16 protein-coding genes are annotated in these 18,960 nt (G+C 36.7%); 7 read left to right on the top strand and 9 right to left on the bottom strand.

Annotated elements, in window-relative coordinates:
- The first annotated feature begins 12 nt into the window (after window positions 1–12).
- Window positions 13–777, top strand: a complete 765-nt coding sequence (locus tag AsAng_RS01740) for a porin family protein (RefSeq protein ID WP_264791048.1) — start codon at window positions 13–15, stop codon at window positions 775–777.
- Window positions 778–853: 76 nt separating this feature from the next.
- Here AsAng_RS01740 and AsAng_RS01735 read toward each other — a convergent pair whose 3' ends face one another.
- The 4 genes from AsAng_RS01735 to AsAng_RS01720 form a co-directional block, all read right to left on the bottom strand.
- Window positions 854–1,912, bottom strand: coding sequence for a DUF5074 domain-containing protein (locus tag AsAng_RS01735; RefSeq protein ID WP_264791047.1), 1,059 nt, complete (start codon window positions 1,910–1,912; stop codon window positions 854–856).
- Between the two features lie 7 nt (window positions 1,913–1,919).
- Complete coding sequence (locus tag AsAng_RS01730) at window positions 1,920–2,102, bottom strand: hypothetical protein (RefSeq protein ID WP_264791046.1); 183 nt, start codon at window positions 2,100–2,102, stop codon at window positions 1,920–1,922.
- A gap of 50 nt (window positions 2,103–2,152) precedes the next feature.
- Window positions 2,153–3,070: a bifunctional molybdenum cofactor biosynthesis protein MoaC/MoaB gene (gene moaCB / locus AsAng_RS01725; protein ID WP_264791045.1), complete on the bottom strand. Its 918-nt coding sequence runs from the start codon at window positions 3,068–3,070 to the stop codon at window positions 2,153–2,155.
- A gap of 77 nt (window positions 3,071–3,147) precedes the next feature.
- Window positions 3,148–3,597, bottom strand: coding sequence for a molybdenum cofactor biosynthesis protein MoaE (locus tag AsAng_RS01720; RefSeq protein ID WP_264791044.1), 450 nt, complete (start codon window positions 3,595–3,597; stop codon window positions 3,148–3,150).
- Window positions 3,598–3,775: 178 nt separating this feature from the next.
- On the opposite strand from AsAng_RS01720, the gene AsAng_RS01715 reads away from it, so the two are divergent.
- The 5 genes from AsAng_RS01715 to AsAng_RS01695 all read left to right on the top strand — a co-directional run bounded on the left by AsAng_RS01715 (window position 3,776) and on the right by AsAng_RS01695 (window position 11,797).
- Window positions 3,776–6,190 (top strand): C2 family cysteine protease, encoded by a 2,415-nt coding sequence (locus AsAng_RS01715; RefSeq protein WP_264791043.1) that lies wholly within the window; start codon window positions 3,776–3,778, stop codon window positions 6,188–6,190.
- A gap of 306 nt (window positions 6,191–6,496) precedes the next feature.
- Window positions 6,497–7,540 (top strand): hypothetical protein, encoded by a 1,044-nt coding sequence (locus tag AsAng_RS01710; protein ID WP_264791042.1) that lies wholly within the window; start codon window positions 6,497–6,499, stop codon window positions 7,538–7,540.
- Window positions 7,541–7,682: 142 nt separating this feature from the next.
- Window positions 7,683–9,302, top strand: coding sequence for a SulP family inorganic anion transporter (locus AsAng_RS01705; RefSeq protein WP_264791041.1), 1,620 nt, complete (start codon window positions 7,683–7,685; stop codon window positions 9,300–9,302).
- A gap of 126 nt (window positions 9,303–9,428) precedes the next feature.
- Window positions 9,429–10,787, top strand: a complete 1,359-nt coding sequence (locus tag AsAng_RS01700; protein ID WP_264791040.1) for a cytochrome ubiquinol oxidase subunit I — start codon at window positions 9,429–9,431, stop codon at window positions 10,785–10,787.
- The gene (locus tag AsAng_RS01695; protein ID WP_264791039.1) at window positions 10,784–11,797 is read left to right on the top strand and encodes a cytochrome d ubiquinol oxidase subunit II; all 1,014 of its coding nucleotides are present in this window, start codon (window positions 10,784–10,786) and stop codon (window positions 11,795–11,797) included. The genes AsAng_RS01700 and AsAng_RS01695 overlap by 4 nt, the downstream gene beginning before the upstream one ends.
- 219 nt (window positions 11,798–12,016) lie before the next feature.
- On the opposite strand, the gene AsAng_RS01690 is transcribed toward AsAng_RS01695, so the two are convergent.
- Window positions 12,017–12,604: a hypothetical protein gene (locus AsAng_RS01690; RefSeq protein ID WP_264791038.1), complete on the bottom strand. Its 588-nt coding sequence runs from the start codon at window positions 12,602–12,604 to the stop codon at window positions 12,017–12,019.
- A gap of 664 nt (window positions 12,605–13,268) precedes the next feature.
- Here AsAng_RS01690 and AsAng_RS01685 point away from each other — a divergent pair.
- Window positions 13,269–13,838, top strand: coding sequence for a T9SS type A sorting domain-containing protein (locus AsAng_RS01685; protein WP_264791037.1), 570 nt, complete (start codon window positions 13,269–13,271; stop codon window positions 13,836–13,838).
- A 61-nt stretch (window positions 13,839–13,899) separates the two neighbouring features.
- On the opposite strand, the gene asnA is transcribed toward AsAng_RS01685, so the two are convergent.
- The 4 genes from asnA to AsAng_RS01665 form a co-directional block, all read right to left on the bottom strand.
- The gene (gene asnA, locus AsAng_RS01680; protein WP_264791036.1) at window positions 13,900–14,931 is read right to left on the bottom strand and encodes an aspartate--ammonia ligase; all 1,032 of its coding nucleotides are present in this window, start codon (window positions 14,929–14,931) and stop codon (window positions 13,900–13,902) included.
- 512 nt (window positions 14,932–15,443) lie between these two features.
- Entirely contained in the window at window positions 15,444–16,514 is a 1,071-nt protein-coding gene (locus AsAng_RS01675) for a bifunctional 3-deoxy-7-phosphoheptulonate synthase/chorismate mutase type II (RefSeq protein ID WP_264791035.1), read from the bottom strand.
- A gap of 126 nt (window positions 16,515–16,640) precedes the next feature.
- Window positions 16,641–17,813, bottom strand: coding sequence for a pyridoxal phosphate-dependent aminotransferase (locus AsAng_RS01670; RefSeq protein WP_264791034.1), 1,173 nt, complete (start codon window positions 17,811–17,813; stop codon window positions 16,641–16,643).
- 3 nt (window positions 17,814–17,816) lie between these two features.
- Window positions 17,817–18,683 (bottom strand): prephenate dehydratase, encoded by an 867-nt coding sequence (locus AsAng_RS01665; RefSeq protein WP_264791033.1) that lies wholly within the window; start codon window positions 18,681–18,683, stop codon window positions 17,817–17,819.
- Window positions 18,684–18,960 lie beyond the last annotated feature (277 nt).

Here is an 18,960-nt window from a genome sequence, read left to right as displayed (position 1 = left end):
ATATAATACAATATGAAAAATTTAACTTTTTTAGCGCTAGCTTTATTTATGACTAGCAATATTTTTGCTCAAAAAGGTCTAGAAATTACAGTTGGATTTACTCCTGGTCTATCCTTCATGTTAAATGATGAAGATCTAGCAGAAGGTCAAGCGTTAAATATCCAACCAACTTTTGGTTTTCAAACAGGCTTAACTGTTGGTTATAATTTTAGTGAAAGAATTGGTCTAGCTACAGGTATTGGATATGCGGCATTAGGACAAAATTATACGACTGACTATGACGGCTGGGCAAAAGATGATCAGATCAAATACGACAGAAAAACTTCTTATATCCGAGTTCCTGTATTGCTTCGTGTAGGAGGCGATCCAACAGCATCAACTTCTGCATTTTTGCGCTTTGGTCCTCATTTTGATTTCTTATCTAGTGCTATCGGACGCAATTATGGTTCTAAAAACAACCCAACAGATGTGTCTAGAAACTACAGAGATGTTTCTAAATTACTTTCTAGTGATAAGGCTGAAATTTATAAGAGTTTTGTCTTAGGTTTGACCCTCGAAGTTGGTGGTAAAATCCGCATTAATGATCAAATGGGAGTATTGGTTTTATTCCATTTAGAAACTTCATTAACAAATCCAGAAGGAGAAGATGCTGCCTATACGATCTATTCTGGTTTCCCTAGTTCAGGTACCCTAACAAGCCCTGAAAGAGCAGGAACATGGAGCTTAATGGCTGGTCTAAATATTGGATTCCAATATGCACTTAACTTTGGAAACTAATCAAAATTAGTTTTTGTAAAAAATGCGAATAACAGACTTGTTATTCGCATTTTTTTTATGCCTGTTTATAAGCAATTTATTTTGTAACAAAGCTATTGGCAAAAACACCAACACTATAATTATCAACCAATGTACCATCTGTTTGATAACGTTTTGCGGTTGCTAAATTTACTCCTGATGAAGTTGCAGCATAAATATAATTGGTGTTAGGATCAAAACCCAAACCATAGAAACTTCCTTCAAAAAGCTCCTCTTCTACCCCAGTTGTGGTGGTGTATTTCCAAACTTTATTAGAGCGAGTATAATACAATTCATTGTTTAGGTTACTGTTTATAATCAAGTTCCCAACTGGTTTGCCCTTTCCAAAAGAATGGGTCGCCAAAACAGCATGTGTATTGGGATCAATCTGGACTAATCCACTTGCCGTACTATTAATTGTATCTATGGTTGGATAAGTCAAATAAGCAACTTGTCCAGCACAAGCCACCCAAAGGTTTCCATCGCCATCCTCTACGCAAGCACTAGGCTTGTCCAGTACATTAATCGTTGCCTCCACTTGATCGGTTGCTGTGTTTAGTACTGTCACGATATTATTAGAGCCATAACCGCCCACATGGGTAAGAAAAACCTTACCATCCTTCAACAGCATTCTTTCAGGTCCTTTTCCCACTACAATTTGATTAGAAAGTGTGTTAGTTGTTAAATCCAAAACTCCAACTGTTCCTGTTAAACCATCTGCCCCCCATTCTGAGACATAAGCTTTGGTCGATGAAATCGGCAAAAAATAACGGGGTAACTTAAGTCCCATTATTTGGGCTTTTTCTTCAAATGTATTGGCATCAACCACTTCTATTTTATTAGAATTGTTAACTACAATATATGCTTTATCCTCATAAAAGCACATGGATTGAACCACATCTCCCAAGTCTCGCTGATTGACCTGCTTAAAGATTTTCGTTTGGGTTGTTTTTGTTGTTCTATTAAAATGAGTAATTGTGCCTGATGTCTGCCCAAACACCCCTTCATTAACTGTAAAAACGCCCTCTTCATAAGCACCTAAAACAGGAGGTTGAGGTTCTTTACAAGCTGAAAACAAACAAGCAATCAACAGGGCAGTGTACATTTTTTTTATCATCTCTATCTTATTTCATTCCTAAGAATTCTTTTATTTTATCCTTCCAATCTTGAGGCTTTTTTTTTGCCCCATAGGGCCCTTCCTCGTAATAACGATAATCATAATCGCCCTTTCGAATAGAACGTTTCATTTGCCACCAACGGTAGATTAATAAAACGCATAAAATCAAAATGGTATAATTCCAAAGCATCCTTATTTTATTAAATATATGATAAACTAAAGGCCTCTAATTTTCTTTATTTATGCCTTTCCATGTCGCTGCCCTTTCATAATTCCAAAAATATGCAACAGCGCAGGAAATAAGGCATCCATGGATTCACTTGCTCCTTTGGTTGATCCAGGCAAGGTTAAAATTAAGGAATTGCCCTTGGTGCCTGCAATAGATCTAGATAACATGGCATAAGGTGTTCTATCTTGCCCATAACTACGGGCAGCCTCCATAATCCCAGGTATTTCCCGATCCAATAAAGGCAATACAGCCTCTGGGGTTACATCCCTTGGAGAAAGCCCCGTTCCCCCTGTAAAAATAATCAAATCTACCGCTTGTTCATGAAAAGCTAAAACCTGCTGTTGAATCTCCTCTACTTCGTCTGGTATTATTGTATATTCAGCAATTTCTACTGCGCAACTTTCCAATTTTTTGATAATCGCCTTTCCTGCTTTGTCCTCTTTTTTTCCTGCGGAAATAGAATCGGAACAAACCACAACAGCAGCCGTCAAACCAGTAGGATATTTTCCTTTGTAATCCGATTTACCGCCTCGTTTTTTTAATAATTTAATGGTACTAATTTCAATTCCTTTATCAATAGGCTTTAACATATCGTACATCGTCAAGGCAACTAAAGAAGCGCCATGCATTGCCTCTACCTCTACTCCTGTTTTATAAATCGTCTTTACCTCTATCTTAATCAAAATATCTAAGCCTTGAATTTCATAACTAATGTGGGTGTATTCGATTGGTAAAGGATGACAATCAGGGATTAACTCCGCTGTTTTTTTTACGCCAAATAAACCTGCGACCTTAGCCATTTCAAAAACATCTCCCTTAGGTACCGTCTTATTGATAATTGCGTCAATAGTTGCCTGCTTGCTAACCGTTACGGTCGCTTGGGCAATCGCCATTCTCAGTGTATTGGATTTATGTGTTATATCTACCATCGTATGGAATTTTTCAGTAATTGTTTATTTTAAGTCTATAGCCAACAAAATACAACTCAAAGCAATGAAGCGGTCTGCTAACTTTTATTCACTTTCCATTGATGACTGCTGTCTTCAAAAATTTCTTTACCAAAGATTGGTACTTCTGCTTTTATAGCCTCTACAATATATCTTGAAGCTTGATAACAGACATCTCTGTGTGGTGAAGATACAAAAACAAACAAACATATCTCTCCTGCTGCTACGGCTCCCAAACTATGATGAATGTGCATACAAGTAATCTCAAATCGATCAAAGGTAGCTTCTCGAATTTCATGGATTTTTTTCTCTGCCATTTCTTCATAAGCCGTATATTCAATAGCTTGCACGGTCTTTTCTTCTATTACATCTGCTCTAACTTGTCCCAAAAATATATTGTGCGCTCCAATATCTGTTTTTGTTTGATGTTTGGCAATAGATTGCCCTATAAATGCAGCAGGAATTCCTCCTTGCATAAACACTTTTTTGGGTATTTTTAATTTACTCATAATTGATATTAATTATTCTAGCCCTCTAATAAAAATCGCATTTTGTAATCGAACTACAAATAAAGAACATTCTATACTTCTTTCATTTTTATTTATAAAAAAAGTTTGTTTTTTATCTAAGTTATGGCTAACTTAGGAGGGTTTACCTTTTCATTCATTAAAATGCTTTCTCTTTACTATGGACTATTTAGAACATCAAAAGCAAGATAATAAAACTGCTTCCGTTAATAATAACGCTCAAGAACTCCAATCTACAAGCTCCATTGTAGATCAAAGTATAGATGGGGTAAAAGAAACGGAGTGGGCTAAAAAAATTCAAGAAAGTGATGGGGTAAAAACAGAAAAAAGCTGGCAAAATGATATTGCAAAAGCTGAAAAACAGGCTTTAAAACCAAATAAAACAGGAATTCCTGATGATTTGAAGGCTAAAATGGAACAACTTTCAGGTTTTGACCTATCCAATGTACGAGTCCATTATAATTCTGACAAGCCAGCAGAGGTAGGTGCCTTAGCCTATACTAAAGGAATGGACATTTATATTAGTACTGGTAACGAAAAATACTTAGAACACGAACTTTGGCATGTCATTCAGCAAATAAAGGGGGAAGCAAAAGCTACTGGAGAAATTAATGGTGAAAAAATAGATACTCGAAAAGATATTGAGGATAAAGCAGACCAAAAAGCTGATGAGGTACAGAATGTATCCTTAGATGATACTGCTCCCACTGTAGAACCCTCAGTACCTGCTCCTATTATGCAGCAACAGGCTGTTATACAAAGAAAACCCTCTAGAGTAAAGAAACAAGCTCCTCTCTTTAAAGATATTCCTGCCAAATTTATCCCTGAAAATAAAGAGATTTGGCCCTTGATAAAAGCTCAAGTGGCAATCTACGAAAATTTAGGCGATGAGGACATCAAAAAGCAAACAGCAAGTATTGCTAAAATCCAAGAATTACTAAATAAGATTGTTTATAACAAAGCAATAGCTCAAAAACAATTGAAACAGGAAGAAGAAAATAATTTACAGGTGCTCTTAAGTCTTATCAATGCCGAAGAAAAAGAAGTAAAAGCATCAAAAGGTACCCTCACCGTTAGCGATGAGGAAGCTAGCATCAATGCCAGCGATCCTACTATATCTAAAAAAATATCGATTGATGACACTTCAGGTGGTGCCTTTAAAAAAGATACGGACATTGTAGATAGTAGCGAAAAGAAAGTAGATCAAGGTAAAAAAGGAAAGGTTGGGGTTATTCTCCAAAAATGGGACGACAAAGATTCTACCGTCAAAAAGGCAACTTATCAAAAAATCACCAAAGAAGATGAGGCTAAAGCTGGAAAGAATTACCAAAATATAAAAGATGGTTATGTCAAAAAAGACAATATAGAACCAACCAAACGTGTGCAAAAAAATGATAAGGTTAAGTACCAAGAACAGGGCGATGCCTTAGAAAGCCCTCTATTTCCACATCCTCCTACCATGCAAGATATTAAACAGGGTAGATTGGGCGATTGTTATCTATTGGCAGCAATGGCTAGTATCGCCAATAAAGATGCAAGCCACTTTGTCAAACACATCAAAGATCAAGGCAATGGAAAAGTAACGGTGAAGCTTTATAAGGCTGCCAATACGCCTATTAACGTTACCATCAATAAATCTACGGTTGTCACTAAAGGCAATTGGATTGGATATGGTGGCGGTGAAGACGAGTATGCTTCAGAGGCTTTATGGGTTCAAATGTATGAAAAAGCTTATGTTGCTGCTGGCTTTCATGGTGGCGAAGGAGAACTACCTGTAGATCAAATGTCTTATGGGTTAATTGAGGGCGGAAGTTCGGGAGTTGCTCTCACGCATTTAACAGGAAAGACAGATGCCACACATGTTCCGATTCAAAATAATTCCGACCAAATTCCTGAAGAGTTGTTTAGTGTTATTAAAACATTTAAAGATAAAATCTCTCAGAATGAATATCTACTCCTACTTACCATCTTGCCTACCTTACAAGAAATGGCGTCCAACGTTTTTGTTTCAGAGGATCTCCTAGAAGGAATTTTACAAAAAATATCCAATGATTTTGGCACCAAAGACAAACCCAATATCGTTAAATTAAAAAAGGAGACGATTGATATTATGATCAAAGAAATCCAGTCCAAGGAACTTATTACAGGGGCTTTAGGTAGTGGTAAATATACCAAAAAGGAGATGGATTTATTTAATAACATCAAAGAAAAATTAGAAGCTGGTAAAATCATGACCATCTCAACCAAAGAAAAAATATTTGATGATGGAGAGGAATACGAATTAGGGAAAAGTGGTGGAGAACCTAAAGTAAAAGGATTGGCAGGAAATCACGCTTATAGTTTATTGGATTTTGCGCCAAAAAAACCAAAAAAAGGAGATACTTTATCGCTAAAAATCCGAAATCCTTGGGGGGAATATGGGCGTAGTTATATCGACCCTGAGACTAAAGAACCAATTGATATATCAAGCGGCAAAGCATGGAAAGGAGCCGAAAGAAAAGCAGATGATAACGGTGAATTTTGGGTAGACCTTGCCGATGTTATGGCTTGTTGCAGTGGCTATAATTTTATTTAATAAAGGCATTTAGGAACAAGTAGCACCATTCGCTCCAATAGTTAGGTATTGGAGCGAATGTTTTTTTAATAACCTAGAAGTATGTAACGTTTTCTTCTTTTCACATTATTCAATGAAGTTGTTTAAAAATGGAGTTTTGTTGATAATGAGTACTAATTTTTAGATAAACAAGGCAAAAATTTTCTTCATAGCAGCGCTATGGAGCAAATTTTTAACGCCGAGTAGCTAAAAATTAGCTTTCATTAGCGATGTAAGGCTATTCTTAAACAACTTCAATCAATACAAACCGTTCTACAACTTCTAAGTATGCAAAGTATATACTATTATTTCTTGTTCCTTTTGCTAATTTCTTGTAGCCCTTCAACTCCTAGCCCATCCATTGCCAATCAAACGATAAAAGATAGTACGATAAACAGCCCCCCAATAATAGACAGCAGTACTGCTGCAATCGATACGATTCAAACAGCGGAAGAACCTGAATATAACTTTGACCAACCAATTAGTGCAGCTGCCTATCAGCCAAAAGATGACGATTTTCCGAACTTTGACAGAAGCAATATTGAAGCTCATTTAAAAAGAAAAGTTGCCGCTGGAAAACCACTTGTCGTTCATGTTTTTGTTCCGCTATGTGATAATGAACATCAAGGAATTGTCAGGACAACAGCATCTTTGGGAAATGGATTTAGCCTAAGATCCAATCTTTATTGGGCAACTCGGACAGGAATGAAACGTTATTTTAAAGAAAAAACCGCTTGGAAACTCTTAAAAAGCATTAAAAATGTCTACAAAGATTCGGTGGTACTTGAACGGGTGATTTTTAAACGAACCTATCCCAACCAAGCCAGTGTTTATCTGGTTGTAGATGCCTATAGAGGGGACAAAATGTTAGAAACTGTCAATGATTTTTTGCGGGCAATGTCCAGTAATTATACCGAAAAAGTATCACTAGAAGATAGTTTCAGCATTGCTATACATGGCGCTGCTGACTTGGTTGTTTTTAATGGTCATAATGGTCTGCTTGACCTTTATTATAAGCAACCTGAGCAATGGTACAACAACAGCAATCAGCAAAAAGACATGGTTGTTATTGCTTGTTATGCAAATGAATATTTTGAAAGAGAAGCCATGCGAGCTAAAGCTTATCCCATTGTCAGAGCCAAAGGTCGCTTACATCCTGGTGCTTTTGTGATTAGCGCAATTATTGACGATTGGGCCATGCTAAAATCAGTAGAGGACATGCGTTTAAGTGCTGGTGTAGCCTATTGTGAAGTGCACGATTGTAGCATAAAAACCAGTAAACGCCTATTTTTTAAAGGTTGGCGATCTGAAAATTTAACTGCTCCTTATTAAGATAAAAAAGAGTCCTTTTTTAAGAAATGTACATTTAGCCAAACTATATAATTGTTTAACCCACCTAGTCTTTTATTTTTAGGTATCTTTGCCGCCGCTAGTCCAAGTTGTTTTAACTAGCCCAAAGCAGAAACCAAAAATTATGAAACTAAAAGGCATACTACCTATTCTAGATTGGTTGCCCAACTACAACAAAAAACATCTCAAAGGAGATATTAGTGCAGGACTGACCGTTGGAATTATGTTGATTCCTCAAGGCATGGCTTATGCAATGCTTGCGGGAATGCCCCCCATTTATGGACTCTATGCAGCACTTATCCCACAGTTTGTTTATGCTATACTAGGCACTTCTCGACAGTTAGGTGTAGGGCCTGTAGCTATGGATTCTTTGTTGGTTGCTGTTGCTGTGAGTCAATTTGCACAAGCAGAAAGCGACCAGTATATTGCTCTTGTTATTTTATTAGCCATGATAGTTGGAGGGATACAGCTATTAATGGGATTTTTACGGCTTGGTTTTTTGGTCAATTTTCTTTCCCATCCTGTTATTAGTGGTTTTACCTCTGCGGCTGCCTTATTAATTGGCTTTAGTCAACTAAAATACTTAATGGGAGTAGATTTAGAACGCAGCCAATTCCTGCATGAAATATTATGGTCTGCCTTTCAAAACATTGGCAATATTAACCCCTATGCAATGCTTATTGGGCTACTTGGCATGGGCATCATAATCAGTTTAAAAAAAAGGAAGAGTAGCATTCCTGCACCTTTGGTGGTGGTGGTACTAGGAATTATTGGCGTCTGGAGCTTCGGCTTAGATGCACAAGGAGTAGCCATTGTTAAGACCATCCCCAAAGGTTTACCTAGCCCTAGTTTTCCAATATTAGATTGGAACTCTATCCAACAGTTGATGGGTAGTGCCTTCACCCTTGCTTTGGTTGGCTTCATGGAAGCCATTGCCATTTCTAAAGCTATTCATGTTCGACACAATGATTATAAAATTGTTCCCAACCAAGAACTGATAGCCCTCGGAATGGCTAATATTATGGGAGCTATCTTTCAGTCCTTTCCAACTACAGGAGGCTTTTCTAGGTCTGCTGTTAACGATCAAGCAGGGGCAAAAACCAACCTTGCAGCACTGATTAGCGCTACATTTATTGTTGTTACTTTATTGTTTCTAACGCCCCTATTCTATTATCTGCCCAAAGCTGTTCTAGCCTCCATTATAATGGTTGCGGTTTTTAAATTAGTTTCGGTAGAAGATGCTAGATTATTGTGGGAAGGCAATCAAAAAAGAGATTTTGCCATTCTAATGGTCACTTTTGTTGCTACACTGACCATTGGAATTCAAAAAGGTATCTTACTCGGCGTTATTTTTTCTATTATTAATATGCTATACGATACAATGTATCCTCATATTACTTTAAATCAAAGCTCAACGCCACTTCCTTCTGGTATTTTGATTATCCGTTTTGAAGAACAGCTTTATTTTGCCAATAGCGCCTATTTTAGAGAAAAAATGGAAGCGTTGCTCAATCCTGCCTTAGACGCTAAACAACAAAATGATTTAACGCACATTATCTTTGATGCAAGTAGCATTCCTCGTATTGATAGTACAGGTCAAAAAGCACTGGATTATTTTATCCATACTTGTCAAAACAAAAATTATCAACTGTCTTTTGTTGGTTTGCCTGCTCAAATGGATTGCTCCTGTTTTGAAAGTACAGAAGAAGCCATCAAAGGCATACAAGCACAAACTATTGTTTAATAAGTTCCGCATCTTTTCTTTTTATTTATAATTTAGAATTCATTTACATAAATAGTTTGATTGGCAATTAAGTGTCTAATTTCTTATGTTTGTATAACTCAATAAACATCAAAAAATACAATCGACATGGATACCTTAATTGCTGCAAGAATGCAGATGGCGTTTTCGCTCGGATTTCATATTATTTTTGCTTGTATTGGTATGGTTATGCCATTTTTTATGGCTTTTGCGGAATGGAAATGGCTACGCACAAGAGAGCAAGTATATTTAGATTTAGCAAAAGGTTGGTCCAAAGGTGTCGCTATTTTTTTTGCTGTTGGAGCGGTGACAGGTACCATGCTTTCCTTTGAATTGGGGCTATTGTTTCCCTCCTTTATGGAGCATGCGGGACCTATTATTGGCATGCCCTTTTCTTGGGAAGGAACTGCTTTTTTTGTAGAAGCTATTGCCTTGGGCGTTTTTTTATATGGCTGGGACAAGGTTTCTGAACGCAGCCATTGGTTGGCTGGGCTGATTGTTGGAATCGCAGGATTATCTTCTGGTCTCTTGGTGATTGCAGCCAATGGGTGGATGAACAGCCCAACAGGTTTTTTATACGAGAATGGCGTTTTTAGTAACATAGATCCTGTTGCAGCCATGTTCAATGATGCTTGGTTCTCTCAGGTTCACCATATGCTAATTGCCTCTTTTATTAGTGTTGGATTTGGGGTTGCAGGTGTGCATGCGCTTCTAATTCTACGTGGTCAAAACTCCATTTTTCATCAAAAAGCATTTAAAATTGCCATGACTTTTGGTGCTGTTGCTGCACTGCTTATTCCTATTAGTGGAGATGCTGCCGCCAAAGATGTTGCCCAACGACAACCTACCAAATTAGCTGCCATGGAAGCTCACTTTCATACCGAAAAAGGGGCTCCATTCCTGATTGGCGGAATTCCTGATGAAGAACAAGAAACGGTGAGTTATGGCATTAAAATTCCTTATTTATTAAGTTTTTTAGCGCATGGAGATATTCATGCTGAAGTAGAAGGGTTGGATCAAACTCCAAAAGATGAGCGCCCTCCTGTTGCTGTTGTCCATTATGCTTTTCAAATTATGATTGGTCTAGGTAGCTTTTTAGTCTTGGTTGGACTTCTATTCTTATTTTTTCAATGGAAAAAACCACATATTTTAGTCCAATCTTGGTGGTTAAAACTAGCTGTTTTTTGCACGCCACTTGGCTTTATAGCATTAGAAGCAGGTTGGACCGTAACAGAGGTAGGCAGGCAACCTTGGATTATTTACAAAATAATGAAAACCAAAGACGCTGCAACGACAATGCCTGGTATGCAATACTCGTTTTATTTTACCTTGTTTGTTTTTACTGTATTAGCATTTATTCTCATTGGTCTAATGAAACGCCAGTTTGAAAGCGTACCTAAACTTTATGAAAGTGGCAAAATCATATCAACCACCAATTCTAAACCCAATAAAACAACCAACAAATGATCTTATTTATCTTACTGGTTTTAGGAGTAGCCTTATTTCTCTACCTCATATTAGGGGGCGCAGACTTTGGAGCAGGAGTTATTGAAATTTTCACAGGCAAGCGCAGTATCCATACCATTACCAAAGCAATTGCCCCTGTTTGGGAAGCCAATCACATTTGGTTAATTCTTGTTGTTGTTATTGTATTTAATGGTTTTCCAAAGGTTTATGCTACCTTATCCAATTACCTTCATATTCCTATTATGATTGTATTGATGGGCATTATTTTTAGAGGAACCGCCTTTACCTTTCGGCATTATGATGTAGACCAAACACAGCCTCATCCTTATTATAATTTATTTTTTAGGCTATCAAGTATCATTACGCCCTTCTTTTTAGGAGTACTATTAGGGGCAATGGTTTTGGGCAAAATGACAGTAGATGAATCGCAAGGTTTTTATGCGGTATATATTGCCCCTTGGTTTAATGGCTTTTGCTTTAGTATGGGACTTTTTGTGGTTTCTTTGTGCAGTTATTTAGCGGCTATATTTTTAGTTGGTGAATCTAAGAAAGAAAGTGAAATTAGACGATTTCACAAATTAATCAAACAAACCTTAGCCAGTGCTATTGTGTCAGGAATGCTTGTTTTTGCTAGCGCTCAATGGTATGGAGCAAGTCTTGTGGATGATTTTTTAGCTTCTCCTATTAGTCTTTTATTTATATTCCTAGCTTCTGCATTAATTCCCTTAATTCTAAAATACATTCGCATTTTCTCTGTATGGAGAATCCGAAAAGTAGTAGTGGTACAAATTGCCTTCATTTTGTGGGCCTGGGCATTGGTTCAATACCCTGTTTTTATAAAATTTAGCAATGGTGAGTTTTTGAGCATTGACAATTGCCATGCTCCTATCCGTACGTTTGAACAATTAACCCTTGCTATTGTTATTGGGCTTTCTATCATTTTGCCAGCTTTAGGCTATTTATTTAAGGTCTTTAAACAACCTAATACAACACAAGATAAAGTTGTTTAAAAAGTATTGTAGGGGTACAATTCTTTTTAAACAACTTATAAAGCAAATTATTATCTATTTACACTTCCTAAAAAACAGGCTAAAAAAAACTGCTCAATGGGATAGATTAATAGTTCGCTCCCCTGAATAGCATTTTTGATCTCACAAACAAGGCAAGAAACAAAGATTCACATAGTAATTTGTATCAAATTACTTTTTTTGTAAAAATTAGCCCGCTATCTAGTGGATAGACTGTATAATTTTTAAATCCGTTGGCAACGTTTCTCCATCGTTATTATAAGAAGTATTCTCTACCTGAATGCACTTGCCCTCTTTGTTTTTGATGTTAAAAACATAGTAGGCAGGATGTTGTACCAATTTAGTACTTCCATCTACTGTTGTTGTAAATTCATTTTCATACACCAAGCCATAAGCACCATTCTTATACTTTAAGACCTCTTTGCTCACAAATCTATCTGGTGTTCTTTCTTTCCCTGCTGGAATTGCCTTAGCATCAATAGACTTGCTTTGCTCGTCCATAAACTTAGCAAATTCATCTACTGAAGTTTCTGTAAAACAATTGCCCTCCTTTTCTTCAATTCTAATTCTATCTCTTTTTCCTCTAATTAAATATCCACTAAAATTTCCATCGTAAGTTGTTTCTTCTTCTATTTTCCAATCAGCAGGGATTTTAGCCGTCAATCCGAAGCCACTCAACTCCACCTCTTGGGTCAATTCTAAATCTTTGGGGGCTGTTTCTCCACAAGAAGCAACCATACACAAAAGACCTACTAATAAAGCTGCGTTTTTACCCAGTAACATTTTCATATATTTTAATTGTTATAAAGATTAATGCTTACTCGTTTAAAAAGGATTTTCAGCGACCTCCATCAAAATCAATTGTTGTTGATTTCGTGTTCAAATTTAGATCAAATAAAATTGAACCATTAGAGCATTGAACATACGCTAGTAAGAAATGAATATTCGTAGTTTTTTTGATTGGATTCGCATTATTCACCATTTTTAAGCAACCTCAATGGTATTTTATTAACGATTATCACGAATAGATTTTATGAGCAGAGAGATGTTCTGATTTTTCTCTTTAGCAACTAAGCTTGCGATCTCACGACCATAGGGAGCTAAAGAAGCAAAAACGTACATCCTTGGAAAGGCTGTGCGTCTTTTGATGATGAGGATGAACGTAGTGAACTGCGTGTGCTTGTAGCAAGGGCTACAAAAGACTAGCAAAGAGAAAAAGGCTACATCTATCCATACAACTTTATTCGTGATAATCGTTATTTATAACAAAAACCTTTTTCCTTGAATCATTGTTTGATTATAGTACGTTATAAATCTGGACTTAATAAAGGGACAGACAAAAAAAAAAGTTCTATTTAGCGGTAATAATTCTTTTTTTTTGTACATTAAATGTTGTCCCTGTCCCAAAACAGGGTATTTTATTTTTATTAGAACCGTAAAAAATCGTAATAGCATGAAAAATTACACTAATTTATTTTTCTTAGGATTACTAACTATATTATTTACCGCTTCTTGTAGCAACCAACAAAATCAAGAAGTATCTGAATTAGAGATTGAGAGTGCTAGCGTAACTAGAGCTGCTCAAACACAAGAGCAAGTATTGCAAGTAAACTTTGAGGGTAAAATGATTACACTTGAAACAAGTGATATTGTAGCCACCGCTCAATTGATGAATGCAGAAGACGCTGATGCGGCTACTGTAATGAGCATTAATGAGTCGTTGATGGGTGCAGAAAAAGAAGCACAATTATTGGATGTTAATTTTACCATGTCTGATGAGCCAGTTGAAAATGGTATGTTCATTTTTGGTATAGAAACAGAAGATGCTAAAAACCTAACCATTGAAATGTTTGATGAAGAAGGTTTTGCAATGGTTGCTAATAACAAATTTGAAATTAACCAAGGTAATAACTATAAGGCTTTGAACGTAAAATCTTTGGATAATGGAACTTATAACTTCCGTTTGAAAGATGATGCAGGAAAAGAATTGAATAGACAAGTTATTGTTCAAACTGCTGAATAATCACAACTTATCATATATTTTTTTAAGAGGCTACCTACAACCGTAGGCAGCCTCTTATTTTTTATAGCAATTGTATTCCCTTCTCTGCGGTTGATTCGTAAATAGCATCTGACCAAATACTAACTTGTACTTCTCCAATATGTCGCTTTTTTAAGAGTAGCATTGCCAAACGGGACTGGCCAATCCCTCCTCCTATACTTTGTGGTAGTGCTCCACTCAACAACAATTGATGAAAGTACAGCTCTTTTCGATCTAAGCTATCCTCTAATTCTAACTGTCTCAACAATGCTTCCTCATCCACTCTAATTCCCATAGAAGACAATTCAAAAGAACGCCCCAAAACTGAGTTCCATACAATAATATCCCCATTTAGCCCTCGCTGCCCTTTTTGGGTAAGCGTTGACCAATCGTCATAATCAGGGGCTCTGCCATCGTGTTTTTCTCCATTAAATAGCTTTCCTCCAATGCCCATCAAGAAAAAAGCACCATACTCTTTGGCAGCAGCATCTTCTCGCTCCTTAGGAGTTAACTGGGGATACTTCATCAATAAATCTTCACTGTGAATAAAAGTAATTTCGGCGGGTAAGGTCGGTAGTACCTCAGGATATACTTCGTGCACTTTAGCCTCTGTAGCTTTTAGTGCTGCGTATATTTTTTGAACCGTTGTTTTTAATTGTTCAACAGTTCTTGCCGTTTTGGGAATGTGTTGCTCCCAATCAAACTGATCTACATAAATAGAATGCAATGGTGATAATTTTTCATCTGGACGCAAAGCCCTCATATCCGTTACGATCCCCTCCCCTTCAGGAATTTCATATTGCTTCAATCTCAATCGTTTCCACTTGGCTAAGGAATGTACTACTTCTGCCCGACGCTCTGCCAAATCCTTAATCGGAAAGCCTACTGGTCGCTCCATTCCATTTAGATCGTCATTGATCCCAGTTCCCTTTAAAACTACCACAGGAGCCGATACTTTTTTCAAGTTCAACATATTAGATAGATGTTTAATAAAAGTCAACTTTACCAATTCTATGGCTTCTTCTGTTTTCATTTTGTCCGATACCGTTGGGTAAGACTTTAGTACGTCCTTCATTTTGATGTTTTTTTAAATTATTAAGAGGTAAGTAATGAATCTAAATTATTGATAGTTTATTCGAGCAATCTTTTTAATCTTAACTGTGTTGAAAATACTCGCCATAGCTAAGGCTATGACTGTGTTTTTCGCCTTGTTAATATCAAAAATCTTTTACTGCAAATTCTATAAATAATTTTGCCCCATTACTTAGTTTTATTAAACTATAGTTTGGTTTAATACTCCGTTAATTAGCTAGTGCGCTAGCGCTTATGAGCTCCCTGAGGTCGGTTCGTTACACTCGTGAGGTAGTCTTTTGCTTTTTTTAGTTCGCTATGCTCATGTATTCGATTGATTATTACATGAGCTAGCAAAGCTAGGTTATCAAATAACTAATGTTTTGAGTAGTAAAATCGCATCATTTTGATAATCAACTTCGTAGCACTCATGTAATAATCGAATACGATTAGCTTCGCTGCTACTACGTGAACCTTCAGGTTTTCAACGGAGTAATGTTGGTTAAATCCATCTTTTTAATTGTCCTTTGTTAAGACTTGCTCTTGAACATTAATGGATTCTTGATGGATTAGTTTGAATAATTTAGTAGTAAAGTGTTGGGCAATGTGAGCATTTTCGGCCTGTTTCATATTCCGATCCAAAAGCTTTTCCCACTGTGAATTTTGTAAAATGGTCATGTTATTTAGTTTTTTGTAGTGACCAATTTTTTCAGAAATAGACATTCTATCCGATAAAAGCTGAATGAGTTCTTTGTCCAAATTTCTAATTGCTCCCCTTAGTTCTTCTAACTCTTCTAGTGCCACCTCAGTAGGCTCTTTATCCCGAATAATTAATTGCTCCAATGTCTCCATCAATTGTTTAGGAGTAATTTGCTGGGCAGCATCTGTCCAAGCTTCTTGGGGTTGATGGTGTGTTTCAATCATTAAACCATCAAAATTTAAATCCAATGCTTTTTGAGAAATTTTCAGAATGTGTGCCCTTTTCCCTCCAATATGACTTGGATCACAAATCATCAACATATCGGGATACTCCCGTTGCAAGTCCACCGCTATTTGCCATTTAGGTTGATTCCTGTAGTCAATTTTTTCATAGATAGAAAACCCTCGATGAATCGCTGCAATATTCTGAATGCCACATTTTTCAAAACGTTCAATTGCGCCAATCCATAGTTTTAAGTCTGGATTGATTGGATTTTTTACCATGATAGGAATATCTACTCCTCTCAACGCTTCTGCAATTTCCTGAACCGCAAAAGGATTGGTACTTGTTCTGGCTCCAATCCACAACATATCCATTCCTGCTTTTAGGGCTTCATAGACATGTTTTACATTGGCAACTTCTGTACAAATTGGCAATTGATATAATTTTTTAGCTTCTTGTAACCAACTCAAGCCTATTGTTCCTACTCCTTCAAATGCTCCTGGTCGAGTTCGAGGCTTCCAGATTCCTGCTCTAAAATAAGCCAGATTTTGTTCTTTTAATTTTTTTGCAGTTTCTAATACCTGCATTCGGCTTTCTGCACTGCAAGGACCTGCAATCAGCATTGGCTTATTTAGATCATTTTTTTTCCAAGTTGTAATTTTCATTTTAATTGGTATTTTGTAGGTAATAGTTCGATAATTTTTTTAACAAAAATCAAAAAAGCACCATTTTATTCGATTGATTTATAAATTTTTACGAAAAACGCCTAAAAATCAACCTAATAAGGTTTTTCACCGAACTAATGGTAGGTTAAGATGTTGTTTAATTCGTTGTTTTGCCTCTGTTAATTCTTCTAAAGAAGCACATAAAGAAATACGGATATACTGACTGCCATTGCTACCAAAAATGCTTCCTGGTGTAACAAATACATTGGCCTTATAAAGCAACTGATCCGAGAGCTCATGGCAATCGCTAAATGCTGAAGGGATTTTGCCCCAAACAAATAGTCCCGCTCCCCTAGGGTTATACTGGCAACCCAAATCCGCTAAAATAGCTTGTGCTAGCTGCCTGCGTTCCATATAAAATTTATTGAGCATTTTGTACCAAGAGGCATCCAATTCCAATGCCTCTATGGCTGCTTTTTGAATGGGTAAAAACATACCTGAACTAAAATTACTATAGACCTTAAAAATGTCACTTATAATCGTTTGTCGCCCTACTAGCATCCCCAATCGAGCTCCTGCCATATTATGAGATTTGCTCAATGAATTAAGTTCGACCGCAACGTCTTTGGCATTTGGCAAACTCAACAAGCTCTTAGGAGAACTAGATGAAATGAGACTATAAGGATTGTCATTACACAATAGTAATTGGTGTTTTTTGGCAAAATTTAATAACTGCTCAAAAACGTCCATAGAAGCCGCTTGGGTCGTTGGCATATTAGGATAATTGACCCAAATCATCTTACAATCTTCATCCACCAACTGCTCCAATTGCTCAAAATCAGGATACCAGTTTTTATCCGCTTTTAAATCATAATAAACCGCCTTTGCCCCAGCTATCCTAGCAGCAGCAGCATAAGCTGGATATCCAGGATTGGGCACCAATACCTTATCCCCTGCTTCCAGATAAGCCAAAGAAATGTAGTTAATCCCTTCTTTAGATCCCATCAAAGGCAAGACTTCATGCTTTTCATCCAACTTAACCTTGTATATCTTTTGATACCACTTGGCGATCGCTATTCTCAGATCATCAATTCCTCGATACGATTGGTATTGATAACTTCCTTTTTTTTCTGTCGCTACTTGAAGTGCTTGACGTACTTTTTGGTGTGGCTCTAAATCAGGGCTCCCAATCCCCAAATTGATAATTGGTTTTCCCTTTGTTTTTAATTCCTTTATTTCTGCTAATTTTTTAGCAAAAAAGTAAGCTTCTATTGATAAAACCCTTGATGCAACTTTCATAATCTATTGATTGTTACTATTATAATATCCTAATATTTTATAACTGCAAGTGAGCTTTTGTAGTTGTTCCAATTGATTTTCAAAATTGTAACCACGCTCAAATTCCAAATCCATAATAAATCGATATCGATACGGCTGCCCAACAATGGTGATAGATTCTAACTTGCTAAGGTTGATAGCCTCTAATTGGAAAAAGGTCAACAACCGATTTAGGCTCCCTGCTTTATGTGGCAAAACAGCACTAATCGTCACTTTGTTATATCCCTCTGTAGGTCTTTTTTCGGACTTAGGCGCCAATACAAAAAAACGTGTATAATTGTGTTTATCGGTCTCTATACTTCTTCCAATAACTTCCAAACCATAAAAATCCATTGCTTGTAAACTCCCTATCGCTCCAACTGTTTTTAATTGTTGTTGAGCAATGGTTTTAGCACTAAGTGCAGTATCAATATCCTCCACCAACTTGATTTGAGGATGTTCCTTAAAATATCTTCGGCACTGATTAATAGCCATATAATGCGAGCGCACTTCTGTTAGATCTTTTAGGCTTGTGCCTGGTAACACGCCCAAATTTTGCCTAATTCGCAAGCTAATTTCACCGCAAATTTCTACAGGATAACTGGACAATAGACGAAGATTTTGGTGGATGGTTCCTGAAATGGTGTTTTCTATGGCAATTACTGCATGCTCAATTTCTTTTGCTGCTACCGCCTTAACCATGTCCTTAAACAACAAAGTTGGAACAATTTCAATCGCCTCCGATTCAAACCACTGCCTTGCAGCTTCTTCGTGAAATGCTCCTCTTATACCTTGTATGGCTACTTTTTTGATGGCAGAGGCTTTGCTGTTCTGATAATAGTTGTGTTTCATTCGATTTTAAATAGTTGATGGCAAAAAAAAAGCTCGGATAAAATCCGAGCTTCAAAAAGTTATAGGTATATCTTCCCTATTAGCTCGGCATAAACCTGCTGTAAAAGAAAAAATTATTATTATTATAAATTGAATAGGAAAGTTGCATTGTTATTTTAGATTTTAATGTCGAAGTTGTTTAAGAAGAGAATTGAACAATAAGTTGTATTAAAAAATAAGCAAAAAAAAAAGAGCCCGAATTTAAGTTCGAGCTCTTTAAATATATTAGGATATAATA

Origin of the sequence: Aureispira anguillae (assembly GCF_026000115.1) — a bacterium.
In the GTDB taxonomy this organism is placed as follows: Bacteria; Bacteroidota; Bacteroidia; order Chitinophagales; family Saprospiraceae; genus Aureispira; species Aureispira anguillae.
Note: the sequence above shows the minus strand (reverse complement) of the source record. Positions and strands in the feature narration are given on the sequence as shown.

What these genes read in the sequence shown, in the direction of transcription:
- AsAng_RS01740 (WP_264791048.1), top strand. Translation starts at nt 13, where the DNA reads ATGAAAAATTTAACTTTTTTAGCGCTAGCTTTATTTATGACTAGCAAT.
- AsAng_RS01735 (WP_264791047.1), bottom strand. Translation starts at nt 1,912, where the DNA reads ATGATAAAAAAAATGTACACTGCCCTGTTGATTGCTTGTTTGTTTTCA.
- AsAng_RS01730 (WP_264791046.1), bottom strand. Translation starts at nt 2,102, where the DNA reads ATGCTTTGGAATTATACCATTTTGATTTTATGCGTTTTATTAATCTAC.
- moaCB (WP_264791045.1), bottom strand. Translation starts at nt 3,070, where the DNA reads ATGGTAGATATAACACATAAATCCAATACACTGAGAATGGCGATTGCC.
- AsAng_RS01720 (WP_264791044.1), bottom strand. Translation starts at nt 3,597, where the DNA reads ATGAGTAAATTAAAAATACCCAAAAAAGTGTTTATGCAAGGAGGAATT.
- AsAng_RS01715 (WP_264791043.1), top strand. Translation starts at nt 3,776, where the DNA reads ATGGACTATTTAGAACATCAAAAGCAAGATAATAAAACTGCTTCCGTT.
- AsAng_RS01710 (WP_264791042.1), top strand. Translation starts at nt 6,497, where the DNA reads ATGCAAAGTATATACTATTATTTCTTGTTCCTTTTGCTAATTTCTTGT.
- AsAng_RS01705 (WP_264791041.1), top strand. Translation starts at nt 7,683, where the DNA reads ATGAAACTAAAAGGCATACTACCTATTCTAGATTGGTTGCCCAACTAC.
- AsAng_RS01700 (WP_264791040.1), top strand. Translation starts at nt 9,429, where the DNA reads ATGGATACCTTAATTGCTGCAAGAATGCAGATGGCGTTTTCGCTCGGA.
- AsAng_RS01695 (WP_264791039.1), top strand. Translation starts at nt 10,784, where the DNA reads ATGATCTTATTTATCTTACTGGTTTTAGGAGTAGCCTTATTTCTCTAC.
- AsAng_RS01690 (WP_264791038.1), bottom strand. Translation starts at nt 12,604, where the DNA reads ATGAAAATGTTACTGGGTAAAAACGCAGCTTTATTAGTAGGTCTTTTG.
- AsAng_RS01685 (WP_264791037.1), top strand. Translation starts at nt 13,269, where the DNA reads ATGAAAAATTACACTAATTTATTTTTCTTAGGATTACTAACTATATTA.
- asnA (WP_264791036.1), bottom strand. Translation starts at nt 14,931, where the DNA reads ATGAAGGACGTACTAAAGTCTTACCCAACGGTATCGGACAAAATGAAA.
- AsAng_RS01675 (WP_264791035.1), bottom strand. Translation starts at nt 16,514, where the DNA reads ATGAAAATTACAACTTGGAAAAAAAATGATCTAAATAAGCCAATGCTG.
- AsAng_RS01670 (WP_264791034.1), bottom strand. Translation starts at nt 17,813, where the DNA reads ATGAAAGTTGCATCAAGGGTTTTATCAATAGAAGCTTACTTTTTTGCT.
- AsAng_RS01665 (WP_264791033.1), bottom strand. Translation starts at nt 18,683, where the DNA reads ATGAAACACAACTATTATCAGAACAGCAAAGCCTCTGCCATCAAAAAA.